At 65.9% G+C, this 15473-nt stretch carries 13 protein-coding genes; 5 read left to right on the top strand and 8 right to left on the bottom strand.

Features of this window, described 5'->3' with window-relative positions; genetic code table 11:
- Nucleotides 1-24 precede the first annotated feature (24 nt).
- The 5 genes from AB4Y35_RS17215 to AB4Y35_RS17195 form a co-directional block, all read right to left on the bottom strand.
- Complete coding sequence (locus AB4Y35_RS17215) at nt 25-1029, bottom strand: LLM class flavin-dependent oxidoreductase (protein WP_368705191.1); 1005 nt, start codon at nt 1027-1029, stop codon at nt 25-27.
- 67 nt (nt 1030-1096) lie between these two features.
- A complete protein-coding gene (coaBC, locus tag AB4Y35_RS17210; protein ID WP_324160330.1) occupies nt 1097-2326 on the bottom strand; it encodes a bifunctional phosphopantothenoylcysteine decarboxylase/phosphopantothenate--cysteine ligase CoaBC in 1230 nt (409 codons plus the stop codon).
- Nucleotides 2327-2412: 86 nt separating this feature from the next.
- The gene (gene lspA / locus AB4Y35_RS17205) at nt 2413-2928 is read right to left on the bottom strand and encodes a signal peptidase II (RefSeq protein ID WP_368705190.1); all 516 of its coding nucleotides are present in this window, start codon (nt 2926-2928) and stop codon (nt 2413-2415) included.
- Nucleotides 2928-5777 (bottom strand): isoleucine--tRNA ligase, encoded by a 2850-nt coding sequence (gene ileS, locus AB4Y35_RS17200; RefSeq protein ID WP_368705189.1) that lies wholly within the window; start codon nt 5775-5777, stop codon nt 2928-2930. The genes lspA and ileS overlap by 1 nt, the downstream gene beginning before the upstream one ends.
- A gap of 141 nt (nt 5778-5918) precedes the next feature.
- Nucleotides 5919-6914, bottom strand: a complete 996-nt coding sequence (locus AB4Y35_RS17195) for a bifunctional riboflavin kinase/FAD synthetase (RefSeq protein ID WP_028205268.1) — start codon at nt 6912-6914, stop codon at nt 5919-5921.
- Between the two features lie 189 nt (nt 6915-7103).
- Here AB4Y35_RS17195 and purN point away from each other — a divergent pair, with 189 nt between their 5' ends.
- The 5 genes from purN to nadC all read left to right on the top strand — a co-directional run bounded on the left by purN (nt 7104) and on the right by nadC (nt 13041).
- Nucleotides 7104-7763 (top strand): phosphoribosylglycinamide formyltransferase, encoded by a 660-nt coding sequence (purN, locus tag AB4Y35_RS17190; RefSeq protein ID WP_368705188.1) that lies wholly within the window; start codon nt 7104-7106, stop codon nt 7761-7763.
- Nucleotides 7760-9151 (top strand): RsmB/NOP family class I SAM-dependent RNA methyltransferase, encoded by a 1392-nt coding sequence (locus tag AB4Y35_RS17185; protein WP_368705187.1) that lies wholly within the window; start codon nt 7760-7762, stop codon nt 9149-9151. The genes purN and AB4Y35_RS17185 overlap by 4 nt, the downstream gene beginning before the upstream one ends.
- A gap of 485 nt (nt 9152-9636) precedes the next feature.
- A complete protein-coding gene (locus AB4Y35_RS17180) occupies nt 9637-10833 on the top strand; it encodes an acyl-CoA desaturase (RefSeq protein WP_342921099.1) in 1197 nt (398 codons plus the stop codon).
- 177 nt (nt 10834-11010) lie between these two features.
- The gene (gene nadA, locus AB4Y35_RS17175) at nt 11011-12141 is read left to right on the top strand and encodes a quinolinate synthase NadA (RefSeq protein ID WP_368705427.1); all 1131 of its coding nucleotides are present in this window, start codon (nt 11011-11013) and stop codon (nt 12139-12141) included.
- Nucleotides 12142-13041 carry a carboxylating nicotinate-nucleotide diphosphorylase gene (gene nadC, locus AB4Y35_RS17170; protein WP_368705186.1) on the top strand — a complete coding sequence of 300 codons (900 nt, stop codon included), beginning with the start codon at nt 12142-12144 and terminating at the stop codon, nt 13039-13041. It begins immediately after the preceding gene.
- A 93-nt stretch (nt 13042-13134) separates the two neighbouring features.
- Here nadC and nadB read toward each other — a convergent pair whose 3' ends face one another.
- The 3 genes from nadB to rpmB form a co-directional block, all read right to left on the bottom strand.
- The gene (nadB, locus tag AB4Y35_RS17165; RefSeq protein ID WP_368705185.1) at nt 13135-14736 is read right to left on the bottom strand and encodes an L-aspartate oxidase; all 1602 of its coding nucleotides are present in this window, start codon (nt 14734-14736) and stop codon (nt 13135-13137) included.
- A gap of 270 nt (nt 14737-15006) precedes the next feature.
- Nucleotides 15007-15174 carry a 50S ribosomal protein L33 gene (gene rpmG, locus AB4Y35_RS17160; protein ID WP_027794136.1) on the bottom strand — a complete coding sequence of 56 codons (168 nt, stop codon included), beginning with the start codon at nt 15172-15174 and terminating at the stop codon, nt 15007-15009.
- A 10-nt stretch (nt 15175-15184) separates the two neighbouring features.
- Nucleotides 15185-15418: a 50S ribosomal protein L28 gene (rpmB, locus tag AB4Y35_RS17155; RefSeq protein WP_027794135.1), complete on the bottom strand. Its 234-nt coding sequence runs from the start codon at nt 15416-15418 to the stop codon at nt 15185-15187.
- Nucleotides 15419-15473: the final 55 nt, after the last annotated feature.

The following is a 15473-nucleotide window of genomic DNA, read 5'->3' as shown; positions in this document are numbered from 1 at the left end:
GGTGAGGGGGCGGTGGTGGATCGCTCAGGCGCGAGGCAGCTGGAACGCCTCGGCGAGCAGTTCATAAGAGCGCAGACGAGCCTTGTAGCTGCCCGCAACGGTCAGCACGATCAGTTCGTCGGCGCGAAAGTTGTCCTTGATGGCGAGAAGGCGCTCGGTGACGCTCTCGGGCGTGCCGATGACGCTGCGCGGCTTTTCGCGGTCGATCACGATCTGCTCGCGCTCGCCGTACTCCTGCGCGCGTCCTTGTTCGAGGCTTGGGATCGGCGCGTTCAGGCCGTAGGCCATCTGCACGCGGCGCAGGTCGACGGCCTTTTCGAGGTCGGCGGCCTCGGCTTCGGTGTCGGCGCAGATCGCGAACACGGCGCAGGCGAGATACGGCTTCGCTTCGTGGCCCGGCTTGAAGCGGTCGAGATACGCCTCGGCCACCAGATGCCCGAAGTGCGCGTTGATGAAGTGCGCGAACGAGAAGCGCAGCCCGAGCTGCGCGGCGAGGTTGCCGCCGAAGTCGCTCGAACCGAGCACCCAGAGCTGCGGACGCGTCTGGATCTGCGGCTGCAGCACGACGCCGCTCGCGAGATGATCGGCGGGGAGCGTGCCGTCCATCAGGCCGACGAGATCCTGCACCTGCTGCGCGAACAGGTCGCCGCGGTTGTACGTGCCCGCGGCCACGGCCTGCGCCGTGCGCATGTCGCCGCCCGGCGCGCGCCCGACACCGAGATCGATGCGCCCCGGAAAGAGCGCTTCGAGCATCATGAACTGCTCGGCGACCTTGAAGGGGCTGTAATAGGGCAGCATGATGCCGCCCGAGCCGATGCGGATGCGCGTCGTGACGCTGCCGAGGCGCGCGAGCATGACTTCGGGGCACGGGTTGCACACGCCCAGCAGGCCGTGATGCTCGGCGCACCAGAAGCGCGTGTAGCCGAGGTCGTCGGCGAGCTGTGCAAGCTCGATGGTGGCGGCGATGGCGTCCGCCGCGCTGTGCCCGGCGATGACGGGCGACTGGTCGAGTACCGAAAGCAGTGTCATGGCAGTACTGCTCCTTGCCTGGGTTCGCGGCGCCCAACGCCGGCACACGGATGCGCCGGCGCGCGCGTCACGAGATGATGCTCGGGTCCGGCAGACGCCGCGCGATTTCGGCGACGAGCGTCTGCGCGAGCGCCTGCTTGGCCGCGCGCGGCAGCGGCTTGCGGCCGCCCGCCTCGAACAGCACGACTTCATTGTCGTCCTGACCGAAGGTGAGCGGGCCGAGATTGCCGATCAGCAGCGGCACCTTCTTGCGCGCGCGCTTTTCTTCGCCGTGCACGTCGAGGTCGCCGCTTTCGGCGGCGAAGCCCACACAGTACGGCGGATTCGGCAAGGCCGCGACCGAGGCGAGAATGTCCGGGTTCTCGACGAACGTGAACGTCGGCATGCGGTGCTCGGCCGTCTTCTTGATCTTGTGTTCGGCGACATGATCGACGCGCCAGTCGGCCACGGCCGCCACGCCGATGAAGACATCGGCGTCGGTCGCGGCGCGCATGACCGCGTCGTACATCTGCTGGGCGGTCTGCACGTCTTCGCGATACACGCCCCACGGCGTTGCCAGCGCGACCGGGCCCGCGACCAGATGCACCTCGGCGCCCGCCTGCTGCGCGGCCCGCGCGAGCGCGAAGCCCATCTTGCCGCTCGAGCGGTTGGTGATGCCGCGCACGGGATCGAGCGGCTCGAAGGTCGGGCCGGCGGTGATCAGGAGCTTGCGGCCCGCGAGCACCTTCGGCGCGAAGAACGAGACGATCGCCTCGTACACGGCCTCGGGTTCGAGCATGCGCCCGTCGCCGATCTCGCCGCACGCCTGCGGGCCGGAATCGGGACCGAGCGTTTCGATGCCGTCTGCGCGCAGTTGCGCGACGTTGCGCTGCGTGGCCGGGTTTTGCCACATCTGCCGGTTCATCGCGGGCACGACCAGCAGCGGACAGTCGCGCGCCACGCACAGCGTGGAGAGCAGGTCGTCGGCGAAACCGTGGGCGAGTTTGGCGAGGAAGTCGGTCGAGGCGGGCGCGATGACGATGGCGTCGGCCTCGCGAGAGAGGTCGATGTGCGCCATGTTGTTGGGCACGCGGCCGTCCCACTGGCTCGTGTAGACGGGGCGGCCCGAGAGCGCCTGCATCGTGACCGGCGTGATGAACTGCGTGGCCGCCTCGGTCATCACGATCTGCACGGTCGCGCCGGCCTTGGTCAGCAGGCGCGTGAGCTCGGCGATCTTGTAGCAGGCAATGCCGCCCGTCATGCCGAGCACGAGGTGGCGGCCGGCCAGTTCGCCTGGGTTTGCAGCGGACGTGTTCAAGTCACAGCTCCTATGTCGACCAGAGTTGGCGCGTTAGCGCCTGACTCCGGTCCCATGTCACGAAGTTGCGTGTGCAGCCCGCACACTCAGCGCGCGCCGCGCACGCGCCGCAATTCGTCGAACACCAGCAGCACCGCGCCGATGCAGATCGCGCTATCGGCGAGGTTGAACGCCGGCCAGTGCCAGCCGCCCACGTGGAAGTCGAGAAAGTCGATCACGTGGCCGTACAGCAGGCGGTCGATCACATTGCCGAGCGCGCCGCCCATGATGAGCGCGAGCGCCGTGCAGAAGAGCTTCTGCGTGGCGTGGCGCTTGAGCAGATAGCAGATCACGAGCGCCGCCACCACGCCGAGCGCCGTGAACGCCCAGCGCTGCCAGCCGCCCGCGGCCGACAGGAAGCTGAATGCCGCGCCCTTGTTGTAAACCAGCACGAGGTTGAAGAACGGCGTGATCGCGCGGCCTTCGCCGTAGCTGAACACCTTGTTGATGGCGATTTTCGTGAGCTGGTCGGCGAGGATCACGATCACCGCGACCCCCAGCCACGGCGCGAGCGTGCCGCCCGCGCCATTCGACCTGGACTGCTTCGGCAGGGTTTTTGCCATTATGCCGCGCTCCGTTTTTCACCGTCGCCGAACAGATTCGCCACGCAGCGGCCGCACAGGCCCGGATGCTCCGCGTTCGCGCCCACGTCCTCGCGGTAGTGCCAGCAGCGCTCGCACTTGAGGTACTTCGAGGTGACCACTTCGACGCCTTCTTCGGCTTCGCCGTCGACCTTCACGATTTCCGCCGCCGAGGTGATCAGCACGAATTTCAGGTCGTCGCCGAGGGAGGCGAGCGCGTCGTAGCGCGCGCCGCTCGCGAGAATCCGCACTTCGGCCTGCAGCGACGAGCCGATCTGGTTCGCCACCCGCGCCTCTTCGAGCGCCTTCGTCACGTTGCCGCGCACTTCGCGCAGCAGCGTCCACTTGGCGATCAGCTCCGGCGCGCCTTCGACGTCCGGGAAGGCGTGGAAGGTTTCGGTGAAGATGGTTTCGTTTTGCGGCTGGAACACCTTCCAGGCTTCTTCGGCCGTGAACGACAGGAACGGCGCGAGGATGCGCAGCAGGCTGTGCGTGATGTGATGGAGTGCCGTTTGCGCGCCGCGGCGGGCCTTCGAGTCCGCTGCGCTCGTGTAGAGGCGGTCCTTCAGCACGTCGAGGTAGAAGCCGCCCAGGTCTTCCGAGCAGAACGTCTGGAGCTTGGCCACGACCGGGTGGAACTCGTAGCGGTCGTAGTGGGCGAGCACGTCGTTTTGCAGCGTATGCGTGAGCGCGACGGCATAGCGGTCGATCTCGAGCCAGTCGCTCGCGGGCAGCGCGTGCTTCTCGAAGTCGAAGTCCGAGAGGTTCGAGAGCAGGAAGCGCAGCGTGTTGCGGATACGGCGATAGCCTTCCGTCACGCGCTTGAGAATTTCTTCCGAGATGGCCAGCTCGCCCGAGTAGTCGGTCGAGGCGATCCACAGACGGATGATTTCCGCGCCCAGGCGGTTCGCCACTTCATGCGGATCGACACCGTTGCCGAGCGACTTCGACATCTTGCGGCCTTCGCCGTCGACGGTGAAGCCGTGCGTGAGGAGCGCGTTGTAGGGCGGGCGGCCGTCGAGCATCGAAGCCGTGAGCAGCGACGAGTGGAACCAGCCGCGGTGCTGGTCCGAGCCTTCCAGGTACAGGTCGGCCGGGAACTGGAGTTCATCTTTGTGCGAGCCGCGCAGCACATGCCAGTGCGTCGTGCCCGAGTCGAACCACACGTCGAGCGTGTCGCGGTTCTTCTCGTACAGGTTGGCGTCGTCGCCGATCAGCTCGCGCGGGTCGAGCGTCTGCCACGCTTCGATGCCTTCCTTCTCCACGCGCTGCGCCACCTGTTCGAGCAGCTCCAGCGTGCGCGGATGCAGCTCGCCGGTTTCCTTGTGCACGAAGAACGCCATCGGCACGCCCCATTGGCGCTGGCGCGAGAGCGTCCAGTCCGGGCGGTTGGCGATCATCGAGTACAGGCGCTGCTTGCCCCACGACGGGTAGAACGCCGTCGCCTCGATGCCTTCGAGCGCCGTTTCGCGCAGCGTCTTGCCGCCGTCTTTGGGCGTCACGTCCATGCCCGCGAACCACTGCGAAGTCGCGCGGTAGATGATCGGCGTCTTGTGGCGCCAGCAGTGCATGTAGCTGTGCAGGTACTTCTCGCTGCGCAGGAGCGTGCCGGCGGCGTCGAGTGCGTCGACGATCTTCGGGTTAGCGGCCCAGATCGAGAGGCCGCCGAACAGCGGCAGCGATTCGATGTAGCGGCCATCGCCCATCACCGGGCTGATGATGTCCGAGTCGGCCATGCCGTGCGCCTTGCACGACACGAAGTCTTCCACGCCGTAGGCGGGCGCGGAGTGCACGATGCCCGTGCCGGTGTCGGTCGTGACGTAGTCGCCGAGATAGATCGGCGAGGTGCGCTTGTAGCCCGGGTGCGCCGAGGCGAGCGGGTGATTGAAACGCAGCAGCGAGAGCTTCTCGCCCTTCGTCGTGGCGACGATCTTGCCCTCGAGGCCGAACTCCTTCATGCACGCTTCCACGCGCTCGACGGCGAGGATCAGCAGGCCGCGTTGCGTGTCGACGAGCGCGTAGTCGATCTCCGGGTGCACGTTGAGCGCCTGGTTCGACGGAATCGTCCAGGGCGTGGTGGTCCAGATCACGATGCCGCCTTCCTCGCGCGGCAGCGCGGGCAGGCCGAACGCGGCCGCCGTTTCGGCCGGTTGCGCGAACGTGAACAGCACGTCGATGGTCGGGTCGGTCTTGTCCTTGTACTCGACTTCGGCTTCGGCGAGCGCCGAGCCGCAGTCGAAGCACCAGTTCACGGGCTTGAGGCCCCGGAACACATAACCCTTCTCGATGATCTTCGCGAGGGCGCGGATCTCGCCGGCCTCGTTCGCGAAGTTCATCGTCTTGTACGGGTTGTTCCAGTCGCCGAGCACGCCCAGGCGCTTGAAGCCCTTCTTTTGCGTCTCGATCTGGCCGGCCGCGTACTCGCGCGCCTTCTGCATCACTTCCTGGGCGGGCAGCGACTTGCCGAACTGCTTCTCGATCTGGATTTCGATCGGCATGCCGTGGCAGTCCCAGCCCGGCACGTAGACCGCGTCGAAGCCCGCGAGATTGCGCGCCTTGACGATCATGTCCTTGAGGATCTTGTTCACCGCGTGGCCGAGGTGGATGTCGCCGTTCGCATACGGCGGGCCGTCGTGCAGGATGAACTTCTTGCGGCCCTTCGAAGCCGCGCGGATCTTCTCGTAGACCTGGTTCTCTTCCCATTCCTTGACCCATTGCGGCTCGCGCTTCGGCAGGTCGCCGCGCATCGGGAACGGAGTGTCGAGCAGGTTGACGGGGTATTTGGATTCGGTCTTCTGTGGCTTGCCGGAGGATGCTTTCTTGTCGCTCATGGTGAGATCACGTGGAATTCGGGGGATGCATGGCGTCAGCGTTGCGGCCGATGCCGCGCAACCGTCGCCTCGGGCGCTGCATGCCGTGCTTTGAGCACGCGGCGCCTGGGGGCGGGGCAGCCCGCGCATGCGGGCCGCAGGTCACCTAATTCGGTCGGTGGCCGAGGTGGCGAAGCCGGTGGAGGCGCCGCCGGCCACGTCTGCGCCCGCGGCGGCGAACCACGCGCGGGTGTTCGCCACGTCGCGAGCGATCGCGGCGGTGAGCGTTTCGAGGTCGGGAAACTTCTCCTCGTCACGCAGCTTCTTGAGAAACTCGACCCGTACGAGCTTGCCGTAGGCGTCGCCGTGCCAGTCGAGCAGATGCACTTCGAGCAGTACGCGGCCCGAGTCGTCCACGGTCGGGCGCAGCCCGAGGCTCGCGACGCCCGGCAGCGGATGATCGGCAATGCCATGCACCATCACGACGAAAATACCCTTGAGCGCCGGCCGCTTGTGGCCGATCAGCAGGTTCATCGTGGGGAAGCCCAGGTCGCGCCCGAGCTTCAGGCCGTGCGTGACGTGCGCGCTGATGTGATAGCCGCGGCCCAGCGAAGCGCGCGCGGCGTCGAGGTCGCCCGCGTGCAGTTGCGCACGCACGGCTGAGCTGGAAATGCGCACGCCCGAAGGGTCGGCCACGGTCGCCATCTGCTCGACTTCGAAGCCGTGCTGCGCGCCCGCGGCCTGCAGCGAAGCGAAATCGCCCGCGCGCTTTGCGCCATAGCGGAAGTCGTCGCCGATCATCATCCAGCGCGCGTGCAGCCCGCCCACGATGATGCGCTCGACGAACGCCTCGGGCGACTGGCTCGCGAACGTATGGTTGAAATGCTCGACCACCACGCGGTCCACGCCGTTCTCGCGCAGCGCCTCGAGCTTGTCGCGCAGCATGGCGATGCGCGGCGGGGCGCTGGCCGGGTTGAAGAACTCGCGCGGATGCGGCTCGAAGGTCATCACGCAGACGGGCAGGCCGCGCGCGTCGGCTGCCGCGCGCACGCGCGCGAGCAATGCCTGATGCCCGCGGTGGACACCGTCGAAATTGCCGATGGTCAGCGCGCAGGGCGCGCGGCTTTCGGCATTGGGAAGACCGCGGAAGACTCTCACGATAGCGGAACCTGGTGGAACCTCGAAAAGCGCGCCGGCGCAGCACGCGTGCCAATGATCGACTGCTGGCCGACAGACCCGGCCACTCGCGGCCCAAGGACCGCGACGAAACAGAAGATTATAAACGCACGAGGCGACGATCGCCGCCGCACGAGCGTTGAGCCGGCCCCCCGATGATAAAATCCGCGGATGAAAAATCTCGTCATCCTGATTTCGGGGCGGGGCAGCAACATGGAAGCCATCGTGCGCGCCTGCGCGCGGGAAGCTTGGGGCGCGCGCATCGCCGCCGTGATTGCCAACCGTCCTGACGCCGCGGGCCTCGCGTTCGCGGCTTCGAATGGCATTGCCACGGCGGTCGTCGACCACCGCCAGTTTCCCGATCGCGCCAGCTTCGACGCGGCGCTCGCTCAGGTCATCGACGGCTACGCGCCGGACTTCGTCGTGCTGGCGGGCTTCATGCGCGTGCTGACTGAATCGTTCGTCGGCCATTATGCGGGTCGGATGCTCAATATCCATCCTTCGCTGCTGCCGATGTTTCCTGGTCTCAAGACGCACCAGCAAGCGCTCGACGCCGGCTGCCGCGTGCACGGCGCGACGGTGCATTTCGTCACGCCCACGCTCGATCATGGTCCGATCGTCGCGCAGTCGGTGGTTCCGGTGCGCGCGGGAGACGACGCCGCGGCGCTGGCCGCGCGCGTGCTCAAGACCGAACATCTGATGTATCCGCGCGCGGTGCGCTGGTTCGTCGAAGGGCGCCTCGCGCTCGACGGCGAACGCGTGACGCTCACGCCGGCCGAGCCACAGTGGCTCTTCTTTGACGACTCGCAAGCCGCCGGGGAGGGCGCATGAGACTGCATGGTTTTCTGATTGGACAGACTGAAACGTTGCTCGCCGACGTCCTGAAATTCACGGGTCCGGCCGACGCCGTGACGAGCCGCTTTTTTCGCGAGCATCCGAAGCTCGGCCACGCCGAGCGCGGGGTGATCGCCGAAGCCGTGTTCGCGGTGCTGCGCCGGCGCATGGAGTTCGCGCACCTGGCCGAAAGCGGCGCGGGCAGCCCGACGCGCCGCCTCACGCTGCTCGGCCTGATGGCGACGGCGGGCCGCTCGGCGATCCGTCCGTTCGTTTCCGACGCCGAGGCGACCTGGCTCGAGCACGTCGCGAAGATCGACCCGGCAAGCCTGCCGCTGCGCGTGCAGCTGAATCTGCCGGAGTGGATCATGAAGGCGCTGGAAACGCGCTTTGAGCCCACCGAACTCGCGCAACTGGCCGCCGCGCTCAACTATCCGGCGCCGCTCGATCTGCGCGCCAATCCCATCAAGGCGAGTCGCGAGGAGCTGATCCGAGCGCTGTCCGAGTCGGGCATCGAAGGCGGCGAAACGCCGTTCGCGCCGTTCGGCGTGCGCGTGACGGGCAAGCCCGCGCTCGCGAAACTCGACTCGTTCAAGAACGGCTGGTTCGAGGTGCAGGACGAGGGCAGCCAGCTGCTGTGCACGCTGCTGGCGCCGCGCCGCGGCGAGATGGTCGTGGACTTCTGCGCGGGCGCGGGCGGCAAGACGCTGGCGCTCGGCGCGATGATGCGCTCGACGGGCCGTCTCTACGCCTTCGACGTGTCCGACCGGCGCCTCGCCAAGCTCAAGCCGCGCCTCGCGCGCAGCGGCCTGTCGAACGTCAATCCCGTGCTAATCGACAGCGAGCACGATGCCAAGATCAAGCGGCTGATCGGCAAGATCGACCGCGTGCTCGTGGATGCGCCGTGCTCGGGCCTCGGCACGCTGCGCCGCAACCCCGACCTCAAGTGGCGCCAGTCGCCGGAGTCGATCGCCGAACTCGCGCCCAAGCAGCTTTCGATTCTCACGAGCGCGGCGCGCCTGCTCAAGCGCGGCGGCCGTCTCGTCTACGCGACCTGCAGCATTCTCGAAGCCGAGAACGAAGCGGTCGTGAAGCAGTTCCTCGAGGCGCACCCCGAGTTCGTGCTGGTGAGCGCGCGCGACGTGCTGGCCGAGCAGCGCGTGGGCCTCGACACGGGCGACTACCTCTCGCTGTGGCCGCACCGACACGCCACCGACGGCTTCTTTGCCGCCGTGCTGGAGCGTCGCGGCGAAGCGAAGCCGAAGACCAGGGCCGCCGGCGCGCAGACCACGCCTGAAGAAGCCGCAGCGGAGCAAGAGGCGTCCGACGCGATCGCGAAGGCGCAGGTAAGCGAAGCGGCCGAGCCGGACGCCGCGCTGGAGTAGGCCGCGCGGCAGGTGCGATGTTTGCGGGACCGTCCGGTGGGAAGAAGCCGGGCGGTCCGCGATAGCCGTGCTGGCCGATTGCTCGTTGCGTATTGGCGACATCTTCGACGCGGACCCTGTTCAGGGCGGTGACATACGCATCATCGCGCCCTGATTCCCAGCGAACGCCGTATCGCATCGAATAATCAGGCGATGCGGGGCAACTCGAACTAGGATTCCTGGTAGAGCGTGCGGAAGATGGGATCGCGGTGAAAGACTAGATGGGGCCAGATATCATGGAAAGTGCCAGTTGAGGTGCGGCAAAGCGCCTCGAAACGCCCTTCAGATGTTGACGCCGTAACCATTAAAGAAAAAAATCTCCCTTTGTTACAAACACTTGGAACGGTTCTAGTAGAATGCCGTCCAATCGCATCTAGTCGCTTTCACTTTCTTGACACCGGCGCCTGGCCGAAAGGCCGACGCGCTTCGCTTCACAGGTAAATGCCTTGTTGAACTCCCTGCTTGATTTCCTCGCCCACGGGGTGCTCCATTTCTCGTGGTGGCAGATCGTGCTGTTCGCGGTGGTGGTCACCCACATCACGATCATCGGCGTGACGGTGTACCTGCACCGCTGCCAGGCGCACCGCGCGCTGGATCTGCATCCCATCGCGAGCCACTTCTTCCGCTTCTGGCTGTGGATGACCACGGGCATGCTCACGGGCCAGTGGGCCGCGATCCACCGCAAGCACCACGCCAAGTGCGAAACGGAAGAAGATCCGCACAGCCCGCAAACGCGCGGCATCTGGAAGGTGCTGCTCGAAGGCGCCGAACTCTATCGCGCCGAAGCAAAGAACGAAGAAACGCTGCGCCGTTTCAGCCACGGCACGCCCAACGACTGGATGGAGCGCAACGTCTACACGCGCTACCCCATTCTCGGCGTGAGCATCATGATGGTGATTGACGTCGCGCTGTTCGGCGCCGTCGGCCTCACCGTGTGGGCCGTGCAGATGGCGTGGATTCCGTTCTGGGCCGCAGGCGTCGTGAACGGCCTCGGCCACTTCTGGGGCTACCGCAACTTCAATTCGTCCGACGCGAGCACGAACCTTCTGCCGTTCGGCATCATCATCGGCGGCGAAGAGCTGCACAACAACCACCACACGTTCGCGACTTCGGCGAAGCTCTCGAACAAGTGGTACGAGTTCGACATCGGCTGGATGTATATCCGCATGATGCAGGCGGTTGGCCTTGCCAAGGTGAAGAAGGTCGCGCCGACCCCGCGTCTCGCCAAGGGCAAGCTCGTGGCCGACCACGAGACGCTGCAGGCCGTGCTCTCGAACCGCTATGAAGTCATGGCGAGCTACGCGAAGGCCGTGAAGCAGGCCTATCGCCAGGAACTGGCGCACCTGAAGGAAGTGGGCGAGCGCGAGAAGTACAAGGTCATGCGCGGCGCGCGCAAGTGGTTCGACAAGGAAGAAGCCAGCCTGAACGAACCCCAAAAGCGCCAGCTGCCGCAAATCTTCGCGAACAGCCAGAAGCTGCGCACGTTCATCGAACTGCGCAACGAACTCGCCGCGATCTGGGAGCGTTCGAGCGCCTCGCGCGAACAGCTGCTCACGCAGCTCCAGGATTGGTGCCATCGCGCTGAACAAAGCGGTATCAAGGCGCTGCAGGAATTCGCTTCGCGCCTGCGCCGCTACGCCTGATCACCGGCTTGATCGTCCCGAGCGGATTTTGGCCCCTCAGTGGGGCGCAGGAAAATCCTTTAGAATGACGAGACGTCACAAAACCCCGCGCTGGCGGGGTTTTTCTTTTTGGGCCGCAAAAAAGCCGGAGTCCCCACAATGGCTTCATGGCGCGGCGATCGGTAGGGGCAGGAGATGATGAGTCAGGCGATCAGGAAGGTCGAATACGACCGGCCGCAGGGTGCCGTCTGCAGCGTTGGACAGGCTTGGGCACGTGTGCCCGATGCGCCGTCCACGGCAGAACGCGTGGCATTGAAGGAGCGGATTCGCGCGTTGCTCAAGCGCGAGAAGGCGGTGCTTGTCGCGCACTATTATGTGGACCCCGAATTGCAGGAGCTCGCCGACGAAACCGGCGGCTGCGTAGCCGATTCGCTCGAAATGGCGCGCTTTGGCCGCGATCACGAAGCGCAGACGCTCGTCGTGGCGGGCGTGCGCTTCATGGGCGAGACCGCGAAGATTCTGAGTCCGAACAAGCGCATTCTCATGCCCGACCTCGACGCGACCTGCTCGCTCGATCTCGGCTGCCCCATCGACGAATTCTCGGCGTTCTGCGACGAGCATCCGGACCGCACCGTGGTCGTCTATGCGAACACGAGCGCGGCCGTGAAGGCGCGCGCGGACTGGATGGTCACGTCGTCCATCGGTCTCGAGATCGTCGCCGACCTGCACGCGAAGGGCGAAAAGATTCTGTGGGCTCCTGACCGGCACCTGGGCAGCTACATCCAGAAGAAGACCGGCGCGGACATGCTGCTGTGGCAAGGCTCGTGCCTCGTGCACGACGAGTTCAAGGGCATCGAGCTCGATCTGCTGCGCGCCGAATATCCGGACGCCAAGGTCCTCGTCCACCCCGAATCGCCGGAAGGCGTGGTTGCGCTCGCGGACGTGGTCGGCTCGACCACCCAGCTGATCGACGCCGCCGTGAAGCTCGACGCGCAACGCTTCATCGTCGCGACCGATCTCGGCATTCTGCACAAGATGCGCCTCGCGGCGCCGGGCAAGACCTTCATCGAAGCGCCGACGGCCGGCAACAGCGCCACCTGCAAGAGCTGCGCGCATTGCCCGTGGATGGCCATGAACGGTCTGGCGAATCTCGCCGACGTGCTGGAGCGCGGTCACAACGAGATCCACGTCGACAGCGCGATCGGCGAGCGTGCGCGTCTGCCGATCGATCGCATGCTGGCGTTCGCGGCGGAGCACAAGCGCCGCGTGCAGGCGAGCGGCGACCTCGCGCGCGACACCGCGCTGTTCTCGCAAGTGGGGGCGGCATAAATGGGCGCACTCGAATTGCTCGCAGTCGATGCCGTTGCGCCCGTGCTCGATGAAGTGCGTGCGCAGTACGGCGCAGCGTTCGACGCCGCGATCGCACGCAACGTGGCCGAAGCGCTCGAAGAAGACGTCGGCCCCGGCGACCAGACCGGCCGTCTCGTGCCCGCCGATGAAATGCGCGACGCGCGCATCATCGTGCGCGAAGACGCGGTGCTGTGCGGCGTGCTCTGGTTCGACGGCGTGGTGAAGCAGGTCGATCCGCGCATCGAAGTCCGTTGGCACTATCGCGAAGGCGAGCGCATGGCCGCCGACACGACCGTCTGCTCGCTGCGCGGTCCGGCGCGCTCGCTCCTCACGGCCGAGCGCAACGCAATGAACTTCCTGCAGCTGCTTTCGGGCGTGGCGAGCGTGACGCGCCGCTACGTCGAGATGATCGCGCACACCCGCACGCGGATTCTGGACACGCGCAAGACGATGCCCGGCCTGCGCCTCGCGCAGAAGTACGCAGTGCGCGTGGGCGGTGGCGTCAACCAGCGTCTCGCGCTTTACGACGGCATCCTGATCAAGGAAAACCACATTGCTGCGGCAGGTGGCGTCGGCGCGGCGCTGGACGCAGCGCTCGCGCTCGATGCGGGCGTGCCGATCCAGATCGAAGTCGAGACGCTCGATCAGCTCGACGCGGCGCTCGCGCACGGCGCGCAGTCGGTGCTGCTCGACAACTTCTCGTTCGACATGATGCGCGACGCGGTGAAGCTCACGGCGGGGCGTGCGGTGCTCGAAGTCTCGGGCGGCGTGAGTTTCGACACGGTGCGCACGATCGCGGAAACGGGCGTGGACCGCGTATCGATTGGCGCGTTGACGAAGGACGTGCGCGCGACGGACTTTTCGATGCGCATTGTCTGAAGACGCAAGTTCGCTGAGCTGAACCAGAACGAAAAAAGGCCGCCTCGCGATGAGGCGGCCTTTGTTTTTTGCGGCGCTTTTAGTTCGCTCGACTCATGAAACCGTGCGATTGCGCACGCGCTCCGGCGCGAGCACGGTCGGCAGCGCCTTGGGCAGCGAGTTCGGCCAGTCGCGGCTGTAGTGCAGGCCACGGCTCTCGCGGCGCGAGCGCGCACTTTCCACGATCAGCGAAGCGACTTCGACGAGGTTGCGCAATTCCAGCAGGTCGCGCGTGACGCGGAAATTCGCGTAGTACTCGAGAATTTCGTCGCGCAGCAGGGCGATGCGATGCTGGGCGCGCTCGAGCCGCTTGTCGGTGCGCACGATGCCGACGTAATTCCACATCAGCCGACGCAGCTCGTCCCAGTTGTGGGCCACGACGACTTCCTCGTCGGAATCGGAGACGCGGCTTTCGTCCCAGTCGGGCAGCGGCGCATGCGCGCCCGCACTGAACCCTTCCGCCTCGATCGCCTCGGCCGCCGAGCGGCCGATCACGAGGCACTCGAGCAGCGAGTTGCTCGCAAGGCGGTTCGCGCCGTGCAGGCCCGTGTACGACGTCTCGCCCACGGCGTAGAGGCCCGCGAGATCGGTCCGCCCGGCCAGGTCGGTGACGACGCCGCCACAGGTGTAATGCGCGGCGGGCACGACGGGAATCGGCTCCTTCGAGATGTCGATGCCGAATTCGCGGCAGCGCGCGAGGATGGTCGGGAAATGCTCTTCGAGAAACGCCGGCGGCTGATGGCTGATGTCGAGATGCACGCAGTCGATGCCGTGCTTCTTGATCTCGAAGTCGATCGCGCGGGCGACAATGTCGCGTGGCGCCAGTTCGGCGCGCGCGTCGTGCGCGGGCATGAAGCGGGTGCCGTCGGGCAGGCGCAGCACGCCGCCTTCGCCGCGCACGGCTTCCGAAATCAGGAACGACTTGGCGTGCGGGTGGAACAGGCAGGTGGGGTGGAACTGGATGAACTCCATGTTCGCCACCCGGCAGCCCGCGCGCCATGCCATGGCGATGCCGTCGCCGGTGGCTGTGTCGGGGTTCGTCGTGTACAGGTAGACCTTGCCCGCGCCGCCCGTGGCGAGCACCGTGTGCGGCGCCTGGATCGTCACCGTGCGGTCGTTTTTCAGATCGAGCGCATAGAGGCCGTGGCAGCGACGGCCCGGCAGACCCAGCCGGTCGGACGTGATGACGTCGATCGCCTGATGGTCTTCGAGGATCGTGATGTTCGGGTGCGAGCGCGCACGTTCGAGCAGCGTTTGCACGACCGCGTGGCCGGTGGCGTCGGCGGCGTGGATGATGCGGCGATGGCTGTGGCCGCCTTCGCGCGTGAGGTGAAAGCCGAGTTCGGCGGCGGCGTCCTTCGTGAACGGCACGTCCTGGGCAATCAGCCATTCGATGGCCGCGCGGCCATGCTCGACGATGTAGCGCGTGGCTGCCTCGTCGCACAGGCCGCCGCCGGCGACGAGCGTATCGTCCACGTGGTTCTCCACGCTGTCGGCCGAATCGAGCACGGCGGCAATGCCGCCCTGCGCGCGGTCACTTGCACCTTCGGTCATCGCGCGCTTGGCGATGATCACGACGCGACGCGAATCGGCGAGATTCAGCGCGACGCTCAGTCCTGCGAGGCCGCTGCCGACGATCGCTACATCGAAATTCATGATCCTGCTTCTCCGTCTCTCTTGTTCTACGCTTTCTGGCCGCCGCGTTTGCCGCGGTCCTGCGCCGTCATGGCATATGACACGCGTGTGGCAGCCGGTATAAAGCGGGAAGCATACTCCGAGAGAGGAGCGAACGGATAGCGCCAGTGTGGGCGCCGCCGTTAAAACACCGTTGCAGCGCGCGAACCGAGGCGGGGCGGGCGCGCAAAAAGAAAAACCCCGCTAAAAAGCGGGGTTTTTCTGTCTTCGTCAGGCTAGAAACCCGATCAATTACTTGATCTTGGTTTCCTTGTACTCGACGTGCTTGCGAACAACCGGGTCGAACTTCTTGATCGACATTTTTTCCGGCATGTTGCGCTTGTTCTTCGTGGTCGTGTAGAAGTGACCCGTACCTGCGGTCGATTCCAGCTTGATCTTGTCGCGGACGCCCTTGGCCATGATTTACTCCTTACAGTTCGCCGCGTGCGCGCAGGTCTGCGAGCACGGAATCGATGCCGTTCTTGTCGATCAGGCGCAGGCCTGCGTTCGAGATGCGCAGACGCACCCAACGGTTTTCGCTTTCAACCCAGAAACGGCGGTTTTGCAGATTCGGGAGGAAACGGCGCTTGGTTTTGTTGTTAGCGTGGGAAACGTTGTTGCCGCTCATCGGCGCTTTCCCAGTGACTTGGCATACACGTGCCATGAGACACTCCTACGGAAATTCTGAGTTCGAGAGCCGCTTAAGTTTCCCAGGCGAG

Source organism: Paraburkholderia sp. EG286A (assembly GCF_040965375.1).
Lineage (GTDB): Bacteria > Pseudomonadota > Gammaproteobacteria > Burkholderiales > Burkholderiaceae > Paraburkholderia.
This window is presented reverse-complemented; position numbering and strand designations above follow the sequence as displayed.

What these genes read in the sequence shown, in the direction of transcription:
- rpmB (WP_027794135.1), bottom strand. Translation starts at nt 15,418, where the DNA reads ATGGCACGTGTATGCCAAGTCACTGGGAAAGCGCCGATGAGCGGCAAC.
- ileS (WP_368705189.1), bottom strand. Translation starts at nt 5,777, where the DNA reads ATGAGCGACAAGAAAGCATCCTCCGGCAAGCCACAGAAGACCGAATCC.
- purN (WP_368705188.1), top strand. Translation starts at nt 7,104, where the DNA reads ATGAAAAATCTCGTCATCCTGATTTCGGGGCGGGGCAGCAACATGGAA.
- lspA (WP_368705190.1), bottom strand. Translation starts at nt 2,928, where the DNA reads ATGGCAAAAACCCTGCCGAAGCAGTCCAGGTCGAATGGCGCGGGCGGC.
- nadA (WP_368705427.1), top strand. Translation starts at nt 11,011, where the DNA reads ATGAGTCAGGCGATCAGGAAGGTCGAATACGACCGGCCGCAGGGTGCC.
- AB4Y35_RS17185 (WP_368705187.1), top strand. Translation starts at nt 7,760, where the DNA reads ATGAGACTGCATGGTTTTCTGATTGGACAGACTGAAACGTTGCTCGCC.
- AB4Y35_RS17215 (WP_368705191.1), bottom strand. Translation starts at nt 1,029, where the DNA reads ATGACACTGCTTTCGGTACTCGACCAGTCGCCCGTCATCGCCGGGCAC.
- rpmG (WP_027794136.1), bottom strand. Translation starts at nt 15,174, where the DNA reads ATGGCCAAGGGCGTCCGCGACAAGATCAAGCTGGAATCGACCGCAGGT.
- nadB (WP_368705185.1), bottom strand. Translation starts at nt 14,736, where the DNA reads ATGAATTTCGATGTAGCGATCGTCGGCAGCGGCCTCGCAGGACTGAGC.
- nadC (WP_368705186.1), top strand. Translation starts at nt 12,142, where the DNA reads ATGGGCGCACTCGAATTGCTCGCAGTCGATGCCGTTGCGCCCGTGCTC.